Raw genomic sequence first — 20597 nt, 5'->3', positions numbered from 1 at the left:
CGATGCACATTATTAGTTTTAGAATCTTAAGAGAATATGCAGAAAACCATGCAGATTGTCAGGAAGCATTAAGCAATTGGTATAAGGTTGCTACTAAAGCGAAATGGTCAAATTTAGTTGAAGTACAGCAAATTTTTATTAAAGCTGAAGCTGTTGGTAACTTTACAGTATTTAATATTAAAGGAAATAAATATCGCTTGATTGTTAGTATAGATTATGAAGGGCAGTTAATTTATATTAAATATATCCTCACCCATGCAGAATATGATAAGGAAAACTGGAAAGATGACCCTTACTTTTAATCCAGATAAATACAAGGAATTATTAACAGCTTATCTTCCCAAGCTGATCAAAAGTGAATTTGAAAATGAGCAAGCTTTAAAGATAGTAGAAGATTTAATGCACCGGGAACGCACCCCAGAAGAAGACGAACTTTATCAGTTATTAATTACTTTAATTGAAAAGTTTGAACAGGAATATTATCAGCCAATCCAGCAGAGTAATCCTGCATCTATATTGTTATTTTTTTTAGAGGAATCTGAGAGAAGTAGAGATGATTTAGTAGCGGTTTTAGGGACAGAAGATTTGGTTGATGATATTTTAAGTGGACAACATAAAATAAATACAGAACAAGCACGTAAATTAGGAGAGTTTTTTCATATAGAATCTAGTTTATTTATGGAATACTAACTAAGAATTTAGTTAGTACTTGGGCTTTAGCATGACTAAAGCCCCTTGTTCTCACCAAAGCTTTAGAACTTCTTAAGATGCCAGTAATTCCGGCTGAGGCATTAAACTCTGGAGAGTATGACGCAACTGAGCGATCGCTTGGACTTGATAATCACCAGTTTCCTGGAATTGATCCAAAGATTCTGCAATTCCTTGCAGCTTTTGCCGTAATCCATCTAGAGAATCCTGAATGGGTTGTAGTGCTTCTTGATAAAGATTCACTCGCCCAGATAATTCAGCAGTTGTTCTTCGTAGGGATAGCAAATTTTCCTCGATCGCTTTCAATTCTTGGCGCTTTTCATCTAAATCGTGAGTTTGATTGTCAATCATTCCCTGATTTAGCTCAACACCAGAACGAATCTGCTCAATTTCACGTTCCAGCTTTTGAACTTCCTGTGAATATTGTTGTCGCTGGGTTTCAATTTGTAACAAAATCGGCTCGAAATTAATTTTGTTGTTACTTTCTTCTTCAGTAACAGTATGTCCTTGGCGTCGTAGCAGTACAGTTTGATGTTGCTTGAGAAACTTCTGGTGCTGTAGCATATTGCGGCGTTGCCCCACCAAACTGGAATTTAGCATCTGATAAAGGTCTTTTTCATCAGTTAGTTCTAATTCCAAATTGATGTGGTCATGGTCAGATGCTTGATTTAATTTAGTTTGGAGTTCTTCTATAGCTTCTTGTTTATATTTCAGTTCTTGTTCTTGATCGTGAACAAAGCTAGCGTCGATTTCTAACTTATGCTGCAAGTCTTGCACTATCTTTTGTAGTTCTTCTAAAGGCATTTTCTCCAAAGCCTCCACATCAGCTTGCTTGCCGAGAACTACATCACCAGATGTTGCCGCTAAAGAGTGCATCTGTTGATATAACTCTTCAGTGTTTCGTAACTGCTCTTTGACGATCCGAGCATATTCTTGCTTACTGGTAAGGTCTGCTGTATTTATTTGCAATTGGGCTGTTTGCTGTACTAGAGAATTTTGCGCTTCTTGTAATGCATTTTGGCGATCGCTAAAAGTTTGTGATAAACGCTCAACTTCTTCTTGCTGTTGTGCGATCGCACTTTTATGCTCCTCCAGTTTTTGCCAGTGCGGGGTAAGAGTCGCTTGCTGCTTTTCGACCAATTCAAAGGCTAGATGCAGGTGTTCTCTAATTGTTTCCGTAGGAGTAACACGACTAGACAAGCGATCGAGTAACTCACTCATTACTCGACTTTGCTCCTCATCCAAAACCGTCCCTTGTTGAAAATCCGCTTGGCGTTCTTCCAGGCGACGCTGCTCACCCCGTAAATGCTCCCAAGCGCCTTCCAACTCTTGGCGGTTGCGCTCAATTTCTCCTTGTAATCGTTCAATTTCCTGACGGGAGGTGTCAACTTCCTGTTTTTGCTCCTCTAGATGTTGTACCTCATCCTCCAATTGCTGCAACTGTTCTGCTCGTACCTCCATGTCCATTTCACGGCGATTCAACTCTTGCGCCTGAAATGTTAATGACTGTTTCCACTGATCGATTTCATCTTCCTTGAGCTTAAATTTCTCCAACTGGCGGGAAAAATTCTGCAAAATGTTGACGAGTGGACGTCCTGCTTCTTGAATCCGCTGTACTTGACGATTGGGATTGAGTTCAACCAATACCAAAGCACCATCATTTAATTTGCTTGCATCCTCAGCGGCAATCACCTCTTCCGACACAGTACTCCAATTCTGGTCAGTTCGCTGACAAGCTAGCAGTTTCAGTTCGGTTTTGCCACCGCCACTGAGTAAACCACCTTTCTGTTTTTGTACTTCTGCTAAATACAGCACACCGTTAGTCCTTTATTGATGCACTTAAACTTCGTGTTTTGAGATATACCTTAAATAATTCTGTTAACTTGTCTCACTGAACTAAGGTTTAGAAGAACAAGACAGACAAAACTATAGACGCAAGATGTTACGTCTTGATACTTATAGAAGCGATCTGGTCGCGCCTTTATATTTTGTACTGATGACAGTGATGATGACTTCCGTGTTAACACTAGCTTTGTCAAAGTGTATTACGAAAGATAAAGGTTTATAGTTTAATGTATTCCCTAATGACAATCAGACATAGAGTAAAAATCTTTTCAATACTCCATAATCAATACTTAAAGAAGAAGTCATAATTCACGATTCAGAATTCAGCAATACTTAAGGAGTACTTTTTAGCTAAATGCAGGGAAATTTAAATGAAATTGATATTTGCAGTATCCTGCAATTGATTGAATTGGGACAGCGAACCGGGCAACTATGGGTGGAAGCTTATAGCTCTCACCATAACAACAAACTGGGTAGAGATGGAGCAAACATTCATCGCTCTAAACAACAGTCTTGGTTCGTTTTTTTCCTGAATGGCCAAATTATCTATTGCCAAGAAGGCGAGAGTAGTTTATCCAGAATTAGCGATTATTTACGTCATTATCGAGTTGAGATGCGACTCACCGACAAACAAATTGCCACCCTACCACCAACCGACGCGCCAGAGTATGCCTATCTTTGGGCACTGTTGGAGCGGAATATCATCAACCCAAAGATAGCTGGTAGTATTATTTACGGTTTGGTACATGAAACTCTCTTTGACCTGCTAAGTTTACGCCAAGGTAACTTCATTTTTCATCAGGGTGCAGCACTTGCCCCGCAATTAAACACTTATGAGATTGCTCCATTGGTGACTAAAATTACCAAGCAGCTGCAACAGTGGAAGCAACTCTATCCACACATTCAGTCTCCAGAGCAATTGCCAGTGCTATCTGACAAAGTTCAGCTACAATCTTCTTTACCAGAAGCAACTGTGAATAAGCTACAACATTGGGCTGATGGTAAAACATCCTTGCGACAACTAGCTCGCCATCTCAACCGAGATATTTTGACAGTCGCTAAGGCAATATACCCTTATGTGCAACAAAGTTGGCTACAACTAGTATATTCAGAGACTAATCACCCAGATACACACACGGATAGTTGGGAATTGAAAGAAAAACCGATGGGGCGGATAGTATGTATTGACGATGCGATCGCCATCGGTGAGACTATAAATTCCATCTTACAACCACAAGGTTATGAAGCGATCGCTCTCACCAATCCCTTAGAAGCACTGAGTCTGGTTTTTCAACTCAAACCAGATTTAATTTTATGCGACATTGCTATGTCGGAATTGGAAGGATACGAGGTTTGTGCCATGCTGCGACATTCAACAGTGTTTCGGCTCACACCGATTATCATGCTTACAGGGAAAGATGGGTTTATGGATAGAGTCAAAGCTAAGATGGTCGGGGCAACAGATTATTTAACAAAACCGTTTACAGACACTGAGTTACTGATGCTCGTAGAGAAATATATCAACAACCAATGAAAACTGGACATTGCGCATTGGGCATTGGGCATGGAGAAGAGGCAGGAGGCAGGAGTTCTAAAATGTTTGAATTTTGAATGCGTGAATTTTGAATTGATTTCTCCCTCATCTCTCACCTATGGAGCATATAAAGAGATCAAAGATTTGTTGATCTACTAAAAGATGAGTTAAAAGATGTTATCACAGAGTCAGTTAACTGAGTGAAACGTCAATCTCCGGGAAAATAGTGAAGACATAAAATTAATTTATACAGTTAATACTTGCGGAGGAATCAGGGAATGTTCCAATTAGGAACGTCTAAATCAGGAGGTAAATAGACACTTATGAGCACAGTTCTGATTGTGGAAGACAGTATAGCGCAAAGGGAGATGATTACAGACCTCCTGAAAGCAACTGGCCTAACAGTTACCCATGCTAGTGATGGATTAGAAGCATTAGAGGCAATTCAAATAGCACCTCCAGATTTAGTGGTATTAGATATTGTCATGCCCCGAATGAACGGCTACGAAGTTTGTCGGCGGTTAAAATCCGATCCAAAAACCCAAAATGTCCCAGTGGTTATGTGTTCTTCCAAAGGCGAAGAATTCGATCGCTATTGGGGTATGAAGCAGGGTGCAGATGCTTACATAGCCAAACCGTTTCAACCAACCGAGTTGGTAGGAACAGTCAAACAACTGCTGCGAGGATGAGGATAAAAACAACATGGTCAGCAAACCGGACTTTTTAAGTGGCGGCGGTCAAGACCACTTTCGACCAGAATTACAAGTAGAAAGTCCTGAAGGTGAGTTACATTTGAGGTTTTACATTCCCTCGCATCAGGAGTTTGCACTACAAGCAACTGGCATCCGAGAGGTAATTGAACTAAGTCCTGATAGAATCACCCCGATTCCTAATGCTTCTCCTTTACTTTTGGGTACTCTAAATTTACGAGGTCGAGTTATTTGGGTGGCCGATTTGGGTCAATTTCTGGGAGAAGCAGGTGCATTAAACACGGATAGAGCTGAAATTTCGGTGATTGCCATTGAAGAGCAAGACACGATAGTGGGTTTAGCAGTAGAGGAAATCGGTGGTATGGACTGGTTGGATGTCCAGAATCTCATGCCACCAGCTAGTGTTCCAGATACGATGGCTCCCTTTTTACGTGGAGAGTGGTCATTAGGTGCTAAAAATAATCAGTGTCTACGATTGCTCGATCAAATGGCAATTGTACGAAGTGCTAGGTGGGCAGGATGAAATTGGAGGAGGAAATGGCAGCAAGTATTGATAATTACGAGCCAACATATCAACAGGCGATGACCGCCTATGTTCAAAGAAATTATGAGGTTGCGGCCACTTTAGTTGACCAAGTGGTGCAAAATTTACCAGACGACCCCAATACCCATTTGTTGAGAGGTCACATCTACTATGTTTTACAGCACTATGATGTAGCAAAAGAAGAATATCAACAGGTGTTAGGCTTGACTAACGATCGAGAAATTATTGGTTTTGCCAAGAATGGAATTGACAATATCAATCAATATTTAGAGTCATTTAGTGGGCAGATAGATCCATCAGAAAGTCAAGAGGAAATAAACTCTTCAGAGATATCCGATCCACTGGCATATAGCGAATCAGAATTAGAAGATTTAAACGCTAATCAAGAGTTTGACAGCGACAACCTTGATTTGAACTTTTTTGGAGAGCATCAAGAAAGTATGAATGGCGTTGAAGATACATCTTCAAAAAGTCCATTCGACCTGCCCACAGAAGATAGTATTGGAACAGAAAAAATATCAGATTCTTCTATAGCTTTTGGTGATGACCCTTTTGCCATGAATGAAGAATCACAGGAACAAGAGTCAAATAAAAACTGGGAGGAGAACACAGAGTTAGAGTTGCCTGCTTTTTGGCAGGAAAGTATCTCAGAAGATATTTCTGAAGAATCATTAGCAAATAGTCAATTCTCAGATAATGAGATAAATTCTCCTTACGGAAATTCAACTATTGATAATAATAACTCTTCATCTTCTAATTCACAAACTGATAATAACGAGAATAATTTTTCTGATTTGTTGAGTGAGCCAAAGTCTCCATCTCAGAATATGGGAAATTTAGAATATAAAAAATCTAGTTTTGGAGACGAAACTTTACTGATTGTTGCAGAAGAATCAAAAAATGATTCGCCAACAACAAATAACTTGGAATACGGCAATCAAAATAACTTGTCTGAAACCGAATCCCATAGTTGGTTAACACCAAAAAGAGTTGAAGCGAAATCAGATTTTCAGCCGAATTTACCCGATAATGAATCAGCTTTTAATAGTAATTTACCTCGAAAAGAAAAGCAGTTTAAATCAGGTGAATTCATCGGTAAAAATAGCTTCGATGATGAAAATTTTGATATGGAAGCATTTGAGTCTGCCTTTGGCTCAGATGGTTTAAACTCTTATGAAGACTCAAGTAACATACTGAATGGAGAAAATTCTAAGAGCAATATCGAGTTTTTAGATGACTTTGAGGAATTTGATGATTTAGGCAATATTCCAGGGTTTGACCTGATCGAAGGAGATTCTAACTTCGGTAATGTCACAATGCATTCTGCTCCATCAGAAACTAGTGACACTGGACGCCCGCAAGTAGCAGAGGCTTTTGCAAGTAATTCAGCCGATCGCGAAGAAGAACTTTTCTCAATGACTGGTTCCCATGAAGCCGTTCCAGTCTTTAGCCAAACAGATATCTCGAAACTAGAACCCAACGTCAGCATTGAGCAAGGATGGTTAGCACCATTAGAAAATGCCTCCATCGAACGAAAACAATGGCTAATTGCTGGGAGTGTGGGCATAGTCTCAGCGCTGGTTGTAGCCACAGTTAGCTTTGTTGCCACCACATTTTCGCCACCACAACAACGAGAATCAGTACGAAACACAGGTTGGGCAATGTCATTGGCAGCCGGGATTGCAGGTTTTGCTACCGCAGGCTTTATGGGAAATCTGGCGCTGAAACAAATTCGGCGCACAACTGATGACCTCCAAGCTCAGTTTGAGGCTGTACGTCAAGGAAATCTGAATGCTCAAGCTACAGTGTTTTCCGAAGATGAATTGGGGCATTTAGCCACTGGCTTTAATGAAATGGCGCGGGTAATTTTCACAACCACAAGTGAAGCCCAACGCAAAGCCGATGAACAAGAGGAAGCCAAAGAAAATCTGCAACGTCAGGTGATTCGGCTCTTGGATGATGTAGAAGGAGCTGCTAGAGGCGATTTAACAGTCCAAGCGGAAGTGACCGCCGACGTGCTAGGAGCCGTAGCTGACGCCTTTAACCTGACAATTCAAAACTTGCGGGATATCGTTCAACAGGTAAAAGTGGCGGCGAAGGATGTGACAAAAGGTGCAACTAACTCTGAAACCTTTGCGAGAGCTTTATCTAGTGATGCTTTGCGGCAAGCAGAAGAGTTAGCGGTGACGCTGAATTCTGTACAGGTGATGACCGACTCGATTCAGCGGGTAGCAGAAGCGGCGCGGGAAGCCGAAACCGTTGCTCGTGATGCTAGTACGATCGCCTTGAAAGGTGGCGAAGCAGTAGAAAATACCGTAGCAGGGATTTTAGAAATTCGAGAAACCGTTGCCGAAACCACTCGCAAAGTGAAGCGATTGGCGGAATCTTCCCAAGAAATTTCTAAAATTGTGGCGTTGATTTCTCAAATTGCTTCCAGAACAAACTTACTGGCACTCAATGCTAGTATTGAGGCGGCAAGAGCCGGAGAAGCCGGACGCGGGTTTGCGATCGTCGCAGATGAAGTCCGCCAGCTAGCAGATAAATCAGCTAAATCCTTGAAGGAAATTGAACAAATTGTGATGCAAATCCAAAGCGAAACAGGCTCTGTAATGACCGCGATGGAAGAAGGCACACAACAAGTAATTAAAGGTACAAAATTGGCGGAAGATGCCAAGCGATCGCTCGAAAATATTATTCAAGTGGCGAATCGCATCGATATTCTGGTGCGATCTATTACTAGTGACACTGTGGAACAAACGGAAACCTCCCGCGCCGTTGCTCATGTAATGCAATCAGTAGAACTGACCGCCCAAGAAACTTCCCAAGAAGCACAGCGAGTTTCAGGTGCCCTACAACACTTAGTAGGTGTATCCCGTGACTTGATCGCCTCCGTTGAACGTTTCCGAGTGGAAACTATGGAAACCAGGTAAAAAAGTTAGGAGTTAGGAGTGAGGAGTTAGAAATAAAAATCACAACTCACATCTCACAACTCGTAACTTGGAAAAAAGTTAGGAGTTAGAGGTGAGGAGTTAAAAATAAAAATCATAACTCACATCTCACAACTCATAACTCATAATTCATAACTCATAATTCATAACTCATAACTCATAACTTTTGCTATGCTGCCGGAACAACAACAGCGGATTTTGGGTTACTTTATCGAAGAAGCCAGGGATCACCTGAATACCATTGAGCAGGGCTTGCTGAATTTAGAAGGTACCCTGAACGACCCGGAAATGATCAGTGAGGTCTTCCGGGCGGCTCACTCCATCAAAGGAGGAGCGGCGATGCTTGGATTGACTAGCATCCAGCATACCTCCCACCGTCTGGAAGATTGTTTCAAAATTCTCAAAGATAATCCGGTTCAGATTGACCAAAAGTTAGAGTCTTTATTTCTTGGTGTCTCTGATACCCTAAAATCGCTTTTAGAGCATTTGAGTGGGCCTTATGGTCTTTCTGAAGATGCAGCTAATACTTTGATGTCAGAAACTGAGCCAGTTTTTCAATGGCTGTATCAACATCTGGAACTACTTGTAGAACAAGCAAAGAGTGGAGTAGCCAGCAGTTCTGACGCAACAGAACTCACAACCTCTATAGAGAATGTCTCCACACTTACAGAAATTTTCATGCGGCGAGATATTCCCGATCTGGCAGAATACACTCATCAGGAATCTTCAGACTCGGTAGCACCCCAAGAGGCGCTAGCGCCAGTCACCGCTAAAGAAAATAATAACTGGAGTGAGTTTCAAGCCCAAGTGCTGCAAACACTGCGGGAAATGTTGCAATTATTTAAGCAAACTACAACACCTTCAACTCGGCAAAACCTCCAGCAATGCTGTCACCAATTAGTCAAACTTGGTGAAACTTGGAATTTGCCCAACTGGTGTGGTTTGTGTCAAGCAGCAGCCAGTGCGATCGGCAATCCCGAAAATACTTATCTGACTTTAGCTAAAATTGTCATTACCGAAATCAAACAAGCTCAAGAATTAGTTCTGCAAGGTAGAGAAGCCGAAATTGCAATTAGTCAGCAACTAGAGGCACTTTTAAACTTTGCAGAAATTGAGTTATTAGAAATAACCCCTGATTTATTTGATGAACAATCTCCGGTTCTGACAGAATCAGAGTCAGTTCTATCTGGTGACACCAAGGCGTTAGCCCAGACAACTGAAGAACTGAATTTAGACAAAGATAGTAGCGATAGCACAGCGTTAGGGAGTCCACGAGCGTCTGGCTACGCCAACGTCTCCGACGAACGCCCCTCCCTTCAGTTACAAGGAATACCACTAAACGAAAGTAGAAACACTAGTCTTACTTTCACCACACATGACGAAGCACACCCAATCAGTAACAATCTCGATCCCAATGGTCCAGAAGTAGGAATAGCTGAGTTAAATACCCTTGCCGATTTATTTGACGGTGAGACTCCCGAACTAGATGAAAGCTGGCATCAAGAAGAAACCTTAGATATTGTTACTATCGATGACTTTGGAATTGATTTGAGCAGCACTGAGGCTGAAGATGCTCATAACGATTTATCTGACTTACTCTCCTTTAATGAGGATATAAGCAACGCGCTACATCCAACAACCACCGCTACAACAGAAGATTTATCTTTGTTATTTGGCGACCATTTCCTAGAAAAAGATAATTCAGAACCGCAAAATCAACAAACATCTGCTACGCCTTTAGAGTTGAGCGATATTAACGAATTTGAGATAAATTTAGACTCATCTTCTTCAGAAATTTTACAAGAATTTATTGATATTTCTAGCGATCTAAACCAGACTAATAGCGAGATTGCCCAAAATAGTGTAGTCGAAGATTTATTGACACTGGGGTTAGATGATGATGAACTATTGCCAACTAGCAATGTCACTCAACCAGAAACTGAGCCGTTTACTAGTGTGGAACTATCTACTAACCAAGAAAATAATTTTGATAACTTATTTTTAGAAACTAAAAATGCAAATTGGGTAGAAGAAATTACCCCTAGTGACTACATAGAATTACCTCAGCCAACAGACTTGTCTTTGGACAACTTGTTTGCTGAAATGGAAGAACAGCCACAACTATCGACAAGTGAACCAGAAATCACTGATTTATTTGATACGCCTCCAGTAACAGAACCTGAGTTTTCTCAATCAGAAAACGATCTGAGCAACTTCTGGAACCAGGAAACCACAGAGGAAAAGGACGAATTCGATTCCTTAATTGAGCAGAATGTGGAAAGGGCGTTAGATGAAAGTTTGTTTACTGCGGCGGCTGATGACATTTTTGCTGATAATCAGCAGTCCATACCTTCTCCTATAGCCAATTTTGATATAGAAGAAGATTTTGATATCAATTTCCAGCATCAAGAACAGCTAGATTTGATATTATCATCAGACTCGGGAGATAATTTATTTGATGAATTAACATCAAGTAACTTAACTATTTCTCCTATAATCAACGATACCTCTACGCCTGAAACGCCTTTGTTCGCGCAGCATCCTGGAGAAGAAATTCTCAGGCCACAACAACCAGAATCTTTAGATTTTGTTCCAGAATTTACTCATGGAAGCTCAGATATATCTGCTGTCGATCTGGAAGTTAATTCATTAGGCTCTTTTGAGGATAATCCGCAACTGCTGTTTGAAGTCGCAACAAATGAATTGACCTATATTCAGATGGACACCACAGAAAATACTGTGGACGAACTCTCAGAAACTATTAGTTTTGGAGAAACTTCAGATTCAGCATTATCCGAAGCACAGCCAGGTGACTTGTTCGACTCTGAAGATGTCGCAACAAATGAATTGACCTATATTCAGATGGACACCACAGACAATATTGTGGATGAACTATCAGAAACTATTAGTTTTGGAGAAACTTCAGATTCAGTATTATCCGAAGCACAGCCAGGTGACTTGTTCGGCTTTATCGATGAAAATTCACAACTGCTGTTTGAAGTCGCAACAAATGAATTGACCTATATTCAGATGGACACCACAAAGAATACTGTGGACGAACTATCAGAAACTATTAGTTTTGGAGAAACTTCAGATTCAGCATTATCCGAAGCACAGCCAGGTGACTTGTTCGGCTCTATCGATGAAAATTCACAACTGCTGTTTGAAGTCGCAACAAATGAATTGACCTATATTCAAATGGACACCACAGAGAATACTGTGGACGAACTATCAGAAACTATTAGTTTTGGAGAAACTTCAGATTCAGCATTATCCGAAGCACAGCCAGGTGACTTGTTCGGCTCTCTCGATGAAAATTCACAACTGCTGTTTGAAGTCGCAACAAATGAATTGACCTATATTCAGATGGACACCACAGAGAATACTGTGGACGAGCTATCAGAAACTATTAGTTTTGGAGAAACTTCAGATTCAGCATTATCCGAAGCACAGCCAGGTGACTTGTTCGGCTCTCTCGATGAAAATTCACAACTGCTGTTTGAAGTCGCAACAAATGAATTGACCTATATTCAAATGGACACCACAGAGAATACTGTGGACGAACTATCAGAAACTATTAATTTTGAGGAAACTTCAGATTCAGTCCAGACAAGCCCAGAAGTTTTAGAGACTGAGGAAAATAATAATTTAGAAATTACCTTTGATACAAGAGAAAACACAGTTGTTGAAAATAATTTATTGTTGACAAAAACCACTGAAATAGTTGCTCAAGAAGATGAATTTGCAGACTTGGCAGCATTATTAGAAGAGGACATAGTACCCATCCCCAAAGCTAAGAAGATACCAGAAGTAGATTTTGCTGCCTTGGAAGACTTGCTAAGTACAGATAACAACAACGATGTCTACGACGGTCTACGCCAACGCCAGCCCTTCAACACTCAACCAGTCTCAGCTAAAAATGCTACTCCATCACCAGCCATAAAAGATGAATTTGGTGACTTAGAGAAATTGCTGGCAGAAGCGAATCAAACAATATCCCATTCTACTGTAGTAAAATCGAACACCAGCCAAGCTACCCGTCCGTCTACTCGTCGGGCTGCGAGATTTGAAGAAACGATGAAGGTTCCAGTTAAGCAACTGGACGATATGAGTAATTTAGTTGGGGAATTGGTGGTAAATCGCAATACCTTAGAGCAGGATCATGAACGACTGCGACAGTCATTAGATAACTTGCTAATTCAGGTACAACAACTCTCAGATGTAGGCGCAAGGATGCAGGAGTTGTACGAGCGATCGCTACTGGAAGCTTCTCTATTAGCTGGACGTAAAAAGAAAGACTCCGGCTTACAAGACCCTGATTCCAATGCCGATAGGGGTTTTAGCGAGTTAGAAATGGATCGTTTTACTCCCTTCCATACGCTGTCCCAGCAGATGATTGAGCGGATTGTGCGAGTACGTGAGTCGGCAAGTGACATTGATTTTGTTACCGAAGAAACCGAGCGCGTAGCAAGGCAGTTTCGCCAAGTAACCACCCAGTTACAAGAGGGATTAACTAGAGCGCGAATGGTGCCTTTTGCTCAAACTATCGATCGCTGGCGGCGAGGAGTGCGCGACAACGCCATTAAGTGTGGCAAACAAGTAGAGTTGGTGATCGAAGGTGGCGATACCTTAATTGACAAGATGATTTTGGATCATCTGACCGATCCGTTGACTCATATGCTGAATAATGCGATCGCTCACGGTATTGAAACGCCAGAAGAAAGGCAAACTGCCGGTAAACCACCTGTAGGAATCATTACTATCCGTGCCTTCCACCAAGGGAACCAAACGATCATTTCTGTCGGCGATGATGGTGCAGGTATCGATTCCGCAAAGGTTAAGGCTAAGGCGGTGAAGATTGGCATGATTACAGAAGCGCAGGCAAAAGCCATGTCTCGTCTGGAAGTCTACGATCTGCTGTTCCAGTCTGGTTTTACGATTAAAGATCAAGCCGATGAAATTTCTGGTCGTGGCGTGGGTATGGACGTAGTGCGCTCCGAAATTAGCGAAATTCGGGGAACAGTTAACACCGATTCTGCGAGCGGCAAAGGAACCACCTTCACCATTCGTTTACCACTGACTCTAAGTATTTGTAAAGCTCTCTGCTGCGTCTCCGATCGCTCCAGAATTGCCTTCCCGATGGATGGTGTAGAAGATACGCTGGATATCCCAGTCAAAAATATTCAGCACGATGCCAATGGGCAATCATTTATTTCCTGGCGCGATACGGTGCTACCATTCCGACCCCTGAAGGAACTTTTAACCTTCAATCGCCAAATCAGTCGCGGTAATGTCTATGGCGGCACCAGAGATGATGATATGGTTTCTGTGGTTGTGGTGCGATCGGCAAATACCCTGATTGCTCTACAGATTGACCTGGTGTTAAGCGAACAAGAAATTGTAATTAAGCAATTTGAAGGGCCAGCGCCTAAACCAATTGGTGTAGCTGGTGCTACAGTCTTGGGCGATGGTCGGATTATGCCCATTGCTGATGTACTAGAAATAATTGACATCTTCCAGGGACGGATTTCTACACAAGCTGGTGGCAATTCTTGGCAACAAAAACTCACTCCTCCAGATACCTCTCCCGCGAAGATTGACCCGACAGTGCTGATTGTCGATGACTCAATCACAGTCCGAGAATTGCTATCCCTGACATTTAATAAAGCCGGTTATCGCGTAGAACAAGCGCGTGACGGTCAGGAAGCTTGGGATAAACTCCGCTCAGGTCTGCCTTGCGATATTGTATTTTGCGATATCGAAATGCCCCGTTGCGACGGTCTGGAATTACTCTCTCGCATCCAGAAAGACTCTAACCTCAACCACTTACCGATCGCAATGCTCACCTCGCGCGGTGCAGACAAGCACAGACAGATTGCCGCTCAACTCGGTGCTAGTGGCTACTTTACCAAGCCCTATCTCGAAGAAGCTCTACTTGAAGCCGCAGCGCGGATGCTGAAAGGAGAGAAACTTGTTAACTAAATCAACCAAAAGACTTAGATTTTAGGGAAAACTCTACACGCTTCTACCTTTGTTAACGTGAGTTTGACAAGCCCTTTTTTGACCTCTCCCCCAACCCCTCTCCGACACGGAGAGGGGAGCCAAAACCCTAATTTCTCGTTACTCCTCCCTTTCCCCGTGGGAGAGGGAGGTTGTCCGGGAGAGGTTCATCGAACTCACGTTTTGTTACAGCTGATACCCGTTTTTATAGTACAATTGTTCTATGAATTAAAATAGCACGTATTGGCTTCGGCTTCTGCCGGGGCTTTCCCTTTGAGAAAAATTAGAGTGAATACCCCAAGTCTTGGGTCTATCTTTGTAGTATGTAAAGAAGCACTTTGACCTAAGACTATGCCTTCTTCTGAAAAATCTCTCAGTTACCCAACCAGCCATAAAAGCAATCAAGCTGACAATTACCACGGTACTTTAGTCGCAGATCCTTACCGTTGGTTAGAAGATCCTGACTCTGAAGAAACAAGAACTTGGATTGAGGCACAAAATCAAGTTACTTTTGGCTACCTGAGTGAAATTCCTGCTAGGGAAAAAATTAAACAGCGCCTCACCAAACTTTGGGATTATGAAAAATACGGTATTCCTTTTAAAGAAGGTGAAAGCTACTTTTATTTTAAAAATGACGGGCTGCAAAACCAAAGTGTCTTTTACACCTTGAAAACCCTCGACGACCAACCCAAAGTTTTACTAGATCCCAATAAACTCTCAGAAGATGGTACTGTTGCTCTTTCGGGATTATCGATTAGCGAGGATGGTAAGCTTTTAGCTTATGGTCTTTCCTCCTCCGGTTCTGATTGGCAAGAGTGGAAAGTACGCAATATTGAAACTGGTGAAGACCTTCAAGACCACCTGAAATGGATTAAATTCTCTGGCGCATCTTGGACACACGATAATCAAGGTTTTTTCTACAGTCGCTACGATGAACCAAATGAAAAAACTCAATTAGAAGATGTCAACTATTATCAAAAGCTCTACTATCATCAACTAGGTAAACCTCAATCAGAAGACGTTTTAATTTATCATCGTCCTGACCAAAAGGAATGGGGTTTTAGTGGTGGCGTTACTGAAGATGGACGCTATCTAATAATTTCAATTTGGCTAGGTACTGACTCTAAAAATTTGGTTTTTTCCAAAGATTTAACTAACCCTAATGCGGAAGTCATAGAACTGATTAACCAATTTGAAGCAGATTATAGCTTTATCGACAATGATGATAGCGTCTTTTATTTTCGCACAGATTTAAATGCACCACGGGGAAGGGTTATTGCGATTGATACCAAAAACCCCGCTCCAGAAAATTGGCAAGAAATCATTCCCCAATCTGCGGAAACTCTCGAAAGTGTCGGTATACTTAATAATCAGTTCGTTGCTGATTACCTCAAAGATGCTCACACTCAAATCAAAATTTTTGACCTCAAAGGTGCGTTTATTCGAGAGGTAGAACTACCCGGACTCGGTTCAGCTGGAGGCTTTGGGGGCAAGCGTTATGATACTGAAACTTTTTATAGCTTTACCAGCTTTACTATACCAGGCACTATTTATCGCTACGATATGGTGACAGGAAAAAGTGAGATTTTCCGTCAACCAGTGGTCGATTTTAATCCTGATGATTACGAGACAAAACAAGTCTTTTATCACAGCAAAGATGGTACTAGAGTACCAATGTTTATTACCCACAAAAAGGGTATTAAATTAGATGGAAATAACCCTACTTATCTCTATGCTTATGGTGGTTTTAATGCTTCAATGACACCTGGCTTTTCTGTGAGTCTGTTAGTGTGGATGGAGATGGGTGGTGTCTATGCGATGCCTAATATCCGCGGCGGTGGAGAATACGGCGAAGAATGGCATCAAGCAGGAATAAAGGATAAAAAGCAGAATGTCTTTGATGACTTTATTGGCGCTGCTGAGTGGTTGATTGCTAACAAGTACACTAAGACTGAGAAGCTAGCGATCGCAGGTGGTAGTAACGGCGGTTTATTAGTGGGTGCTTGTATAACGCAACGTCCCGATTTGTTTGGTGCAGCGTTACCAGCAGTCGGCGTTATGGATATGTTGCGATTCCACAAATTTACCATCGGTTGGGCTTGGACTTCTGAATATGGTTCTGCGGATAATCCAGAAGAGTTTCCGGCGCTGTATGCTTATTCGCCATTACACAATATCAAACCAGATACAGCTTACCCAGCAACCTTAATTACCACAGCCGATCATGACGATCGCGTTGTCCCTGCTCATAGTTTCAAATTTGCCGCAGCTTTGCAAGAGGCTCACACAGGTGATACGCCAACGCTAATTAGAATTGAGACTAAAGCCGGACATGGTGCGGGTAAACCCACGGCTAAAATTATCGAAGAAGCCGCAGACAAATGGGCTTTTTTGGTACGTGCTTTAGATGTGAAATTTTAGTGGGCATTGCCTACCCTATGAGACTAAACTAACTATCGCCCTCACTAACTTCTCTGGCTCTACAGGTTTTGTAATGTGAGTTTGAAATCCTACCTGAAGCGCTTTTTGTTGGTCAATTTCTGCGGCATAAGCGGTTAGTGCGATCGCTCGAATGTTTCCTCCTTGATTCGGTGGGCGAGATCGAATCTGCTGCATCAGCATATAGCCGTCCATCTCAGGCATACCTATGTCACTCACTAGCACGTCAGGAGTGAACTGCTCTAGAGCTTGCAAAGCTTCTAAGCCAGAAGTGACGGCTGTCACATTTGCACCGCTTTGTTCTAACACAAATGCCTGAAACTCGCGGGTATCGGTATTGTCATCCACCAGCAAAATTTGAACGCCGTCTAAAGGCACTTCTGCTTCTATCTGTGTGTGTATTGGCTCAGATGCGTTGAGCTTTGCTCTTGCCGCAGGCATCGCTCTTGCCTGCTGCATGAGGGGCAATTGGATGATAAAGGTTGCACCTTGATTCTCACCCTGACTTTCTGCTGTCACCGTGCCCCCGTGCATTTCTACAATTTGTCGCACGATCGCTAGCCCCAATCCCAACCCGCCAAATTTGCGTGTCGTTGAGCCGTCTTCTTGCCGAAAATACTCAAATACATAAGGTAAAAACTGGGGATTGATGCCCTTACCAGTATCGACTACCCGAATCTGAGCTAGCCCGTCGAGTTGCCGCAGTTCAACGGTTACTTGTCCGCTGTTGGGTGTAAACTTAACCGCATTGGTAAGTAAATTCCACATTACTTGTTGCAAGCGGGCTGCATCGCCAGAAATCAGAGCGATCTTAGAATCAAGATCGAGCGCGATCGCAATATTTTTTGCTTCTGCTGCCAAACGCACCGTTTCCACTGCGGCAGAAATCACAAAAGTCAACCTGACCGGAGCCGCTGTTAAACTGAGTTTACCCTGCATGATGCGCGAGATGTCGAGCAAGTCTTCGATTAGTTGCGTCTGTAAATTGGCATTGCGCTCGATAATTTTCAAGGCTTCAGCTCTACGAGCTTCGCTGAGTTTGCCGTTTTGTAGTAAGTGTGTCCAGCCCAAAATCGGGTTGAGAGGCGATCGCAATTCATGGGACAGCACCGCCAAAAACTCATCTTTGATCCGGTTGGCGCGATCGGCTGCCTCTCTTGCAGCTTGTTCGCGAACCAGGAGTTGTTCTCGTTCTGCATCAATGCGTTTTTGCTCAGTGATATTGAGTACAGTGCCAACAAAGCGTTGTGGATTGTCGGCAGCATCAAAGTAAGCCTGTCCTCTGGCCGCAATCCACCGTTCAACCCCATCCTGAATCCCAATCGTGCGATATTCTGCGTCATACTTGCCGTTGCTGGCCGGATTCAAAGTCCATTGCACCACCTGTTCTAGTCGTTCGCGATCGTCGGGGTGCAGTCCGGCAAAAAAGACCTCAATGCTGCTCTCGGCTTCTGGTGGTAAGCCAAACATGGCTTTGCAACCCTCATCCCAAATCAATTGGTTGGTGATGAAATTCCAGTCCCACGTACCTAATTGGGCAGCTTCGATCGCCATCCGAAAGCGGTTTTCACTGTCGCGCAAGGCGGCTTCAGTTCGGGCGCGTTCGATCAGCGGAGCGACACGCGCTGCAACGTTTTCCAGCAACAACATCTCATCCGCCGTCCAATGGCGCGGCTTGTTGGAACTGACTCCGATCGAAGCTACCCAACGCCCTTCACGGACAAACGGTGCGATGACGTAGGATTGCAGATTGATCGGCGTGTAATTGTCGGCGAAATCCTTTGTCCACGGATGCACGTTCACGTCATCAATCCCGAACGGTTGACGTGCCGCCGTTTCCCACCATTCCTTCGCGCCGAAAAGGGAAAGGTCGTAAGTTCCGGCAAGATCCGATCCGTCGAGCCGCCAATCGGGTAAAACCGTTACCTGGCTGCCGTCTGGCGTGACATCAAGATAATAGCAGCGATGCCCGTTCAAAAACGTTCCGACTTCGCGCGTGACGATGCGGTTGATTTCCACTGCATCCGTCACAGTGCCGAGTCTTCGGCTTAACTCGGTTAAAAACTCCACTTGTCGTTCGGCTTGTTTGCGCTGGGTGATGTTGCTGAAATAAACGCTGATGCCGTTTGGGGCCGGGTAGGTGCGAACTTCGTACCAGCGATCGTGATCCGGGTAAAACGCGGTCATTGACGCAGCCACACGATCGCGCATGGCGCTCCAGTAAACCTGGGCCAATTCATTGCTAATCAGTCCTGGATATTCTGACCACAAATTCTTGCCAACTAAATCGCCTGGAGTGCGATCTAGTAGTATTTCGGCAGATGGATTCATATAAGTAAACTGCCAGTTCTCATCCAGTGCAAAGAAGGCTTCAGCGATGCTCTCTAAAATATTTCGAGTCTGCTTCTCGCTTTGGCGCAAAGCTTGCTCTACCTGTTTGCGCTCGGTGATGTCTCGCGTCACGCCTGCCACTGCATCTACTACGCCGTTTATGCCCAAAATTGGCACGAAAATGTATTCATAGGCGCGTGTGCCGATTGCGCTAGTGTAGGGCATTTCATCCTTGAGCGGCTGGTGCGTGGCGATCACCTGTTGAATCTGCTGCTGAAGTCGGGTTGCTAAATCGGTTGGATAATCCAGCTCAAAAAAGTTTTTTCCCAAAGCTTCATGCGAAGTTTTCTGCCAAAGATTGAGCAACGCCGGGTTGACATACGTGAACCGTCCCGCCAAATCAAAGGTGTAAATAAAATCGGGAATTGCAGCGACAAGCGCGTCAAACTTCCGCAGTTGCCCTTCCAGTTCGGTGCGGCTCTTGCGTAATGCTGCTTCAGCACGGGCACGCTCGACAGCTGCCCACGTCTGCTCTGCGGTTTCCTCGACTCGTCTTACCTCATCTTTCGTCCACTGGCGAGGGTTTGCCTGATGCACCGCCAGCAAAGCGACAAATTGATCGTTCTCGATCAGCGGCACATCAATATGCGCCGCAATATCAATCGTTTGATATATTGCCTTTTCGCTGGCTGTGTATTTAGAGTAGTTGACCACATCAGGAACGATCGCCGTTCGCCCCGCTCGATGGTCATCTGTCAGGTTGCGCCCAAAGTCTTCTAGATGGTACAGTCCGCTCAGTTCGGCAACGCCGTTCGTGTAGTTTTTATGAACGATGATCTCCTTACTGCCGGGTAACACTTCGATGTAAATGACGCGGCTTGCACCTAGAGACTCGCCTAGAATGCGGGCAGCGATCCCCTGAATCTCATTAGCGTCAGTCAGGGGGCGTAACGCATTGGTGAGCTTGACTCGAAGCGCATCGGCTTGGGCAGCTTGAGGCAAGGTATCTGTTGATGTGCTAACCGACAGCAGATCGGATTCTAGCTGCTGGACTCGATCTAGTTCTGTCAATAGGATCTGCACAGCCGTTTTTAGACTGTCCGACCAGGTTTCGACGGCCCCTAGCGGCGTTTGCGACCAATCGTGCGATCTCAACAATGCACCTATCTCGCCGCCACCAACAAAGAGGTTTTCAGCCTTGGTGCGACGATCGGCAGCCCATCTCTGGCGGTGTCGCATTTCCCGTTCTAAAGCCTTAACTATTAAATCATTAAATGATTCGCTACCTTCCTTGAGTTTCCTGGCTTTTGCAAGCAAGTCAGGCGGAAAACAGATTGTTAAGGCTTCGCGTTCCATAGCAATGAGTGTAACCAGATATGGATACCATTTATTGTATTGTGCCCATAGAATAGTAAGACTAAGTTTGCTTCCACTCTCTTTATCTGCAATCAGAGGGTGAGTTTTAATATTGATAGATGAGTTAAAATTCAATCAATCACTCACTCTAGGCAAATATTAATTATGAAATGGTAAGAAGT

General features: G+C 43.4%; 10 protein-coding genes. 8 read left to right on the top strand and 2 right to left on the bottom strand.

The genetic code is table 11. From position 1 onward, the window contains the following. Positions 1 to 2: 2 nt before the first annotated feature. Together ACR5KR_RS10965 and ACR5KR_RS10960 are read left to right on the top strand one after the other, a co-directional pair. A complete protein-coding gene (locus ACR5KR_RS10965) occupies positions 3 to 302 on the top strand; it encodes a type II toxin-antitoxin system HigB family toxin (RefSeq protein ID WP_152590697.1) in 300 nt (99 codons plus the stop codon). Then, on the top strand, positions 286 to 690 hold the full coding sequence (locus ACR5KR_RS10960; RefSeq protein WP_448266539.1) for a helix-turn-helix domain-containing protein: 405 nt from the start codon (positions 286 to 288) through the stop codon (positions 688 to 690). Before ACR5KR_RS10965 ends, ACR5KR_RS10960 begins: the two co-directional genes overlap by 17 nt. A gap of 72 nt (positions 691 to 762) precedes the next feature. Here the strand turns inward: ACR5KR_RS10960 and hmpF are convergent, their stop codons facing one another. Then, a complete protein-coding gene (gene hmpF, locus ACR5KR_RS10955; RefSeq protein ID WP_448266538.1) occupies positions 763 to 2523 on the bottom strand; it encodes a pilus motility taxis protein HmpF in 1761 nt (586 codons plus the stop codon). A gap of 385 nt (positions 2524 to 2908) precedes the next feature. Between hmpF and ACR5KR_RS10950 the strand changes: the two genes are divergently transcribed. The 6 genes from ACR5KR_RS10950 to ACR5KR_RS10925 all read left to right on the top strand — a co-directional run bounded on the left by ACR5KR_RS10950 (position 2909) and on the right by ACR5KR_RS10925 (position 16710). Then, positions 2909 to 4087 (top strand): response regulator, encoded by a 1179-nt coding sequence (locus ACR5KR_RS10950; RefSeq protein ID WP_448266537.1) that lies wholly within the window; start codon positions 2909 to 2911, stop codon positions 4085 to 4087. 323 nt (positions 4088 to 4410) lie between these two features. Next, a complete protein-coding gene (locus ACR5KR_RS10945; RefSeq protein WP_069073698.1) occupies positions 4411 to 4776 on the top strand; it encodes a response regulator transcription factor in 366 nt (121 codons plus the stop codon). A 13-nt stretch (positions 4777 to 4789) separates the two neighbouring features. Continuing rightward, a complete protein-coding gene (locus ACR5KR_RS10940) occupies positions 4790 to 5320 on the top strand; it encodes a chemotaxis protein CheW (protein WP_445626523.1) in 531 nt (176 codons plus the stop codon). A 14-nt stretch (positions 5321 to 5334) separates the two neighbouring features. Continuing rightward, the gene (locus tag ACR5KR_RS10935) at positions 5335 to 8271 is read left to right on the top strand and encodes a methyl-accepting chemotaxis protein (RefSeq protein WP_448270163.1); all 2937 of its coding nucleotides are present in this window, start codon (positions 5335 to 5337) and stop codon (positions 8269 to 8271) included. A gap of 189 nt (positions 8272 to 8460) precedes the next feature. Further along, on the top strand, positions 8461 to 14271 hold the full coding sequence (locus tag ACR5KR_RS10930) for a response regulator (protein WP_448266536.1): 5811 nt from the start codon (positions 8461 to 8463) through the stop codon (positions 14269 to 14271). 369 nt (positions 14272 to 14640) lie between these two features. After that, a complete protein-coding gene (locus tag ACR5KR_RS10925) occupies positions 14641 to 16710 on the top strand; it encodes a prolyl oligopeptidase family serine peptidase (protein ID WP_448266535.1) in 2070 nt (689 codons plus the stop codon). 15 nt (positions 16711 to 16725) lie between these two features. Here the strand turns inward: ACR5KR_RS10925 and ACR5KR_RS10920 are convergent, their stop codons facing one another. Beyond that, positions 16726 to 20550, bottom strand: coding sequence for a YlcI/YnfO family protein (locus tag ACR5KR_RS10920; RefSeq protein WP_448266534.1), 3825 nt, complete (start codon positions 20548 to 20550; stop codon positions 16726 to 16728). Positions 20551 to 20597: the final 47 nt, after the last annotated feature.

This window comes from Nostoc sp. DSM 114159 (assembly GCF_053470285.1).
The sequence above is the reverse complement of the archived record's forward strand: the minus strand, read 5'-3'. Positions and strand labels throughout refer to the sequence as shown.

Coding starts and splice junctions, on each gene's coding strand:
- ACR5KR_RS10940 (WP_445626523.1), top strand. CDS start 4,790: ATGGTCAGCAAACCGGACTTTTTAAGTGGCGGCGGTCAAGACCACTTT.
- ACR5KR_RS10935 (WP_448270163.1), top strand. CDS start 5,335: ATGGCAGCAAGTATTGATAATTACGAGCCAACATATCAACAGGCGATG.
- ACR5KR_RS10965 (WP_152590697.1), top strand. CDS start 3: ATGCACATTATTAGTTTTAGAATCTTAAGAGAATATGCAGAAAACCAT.
- ACR5KR_RS10950 (WP_448266537.1), top strand. CDS start 2,909: ATGCAGGGAAATTTAAATGAAATTGATATTTGCAGTATCCTGCAATTG.
- ACR5KR_RS10960 (WP_448266539.1), top strand. CDS start 286: ATGACCCTTACTTTTAATCCAGATAAATACAAGGAATTATTAACAGCT.
- ACR5KR_RS10945 (WP_069073698.1), top strand. CDS start 4,411: ATGAGCACAGTTCTGATTGTGGAAGACAGTATAGCGCAAAGGGAGATG.
- ACR5KR_RS10930 (WP_448266536.1), top strand. CDS start 8,461: ATGCTGCCGGAACAACAACAGCGGATTTTGGGTTACTTTATCGAAGAA.
- ACR5KR_RS10925 (WP_448266535.1), top strand. CDS start 14,641: ATGCCTTCTTCTGAAAAATCTCTCAGTTACCCAACCAGCCATAAAAGC.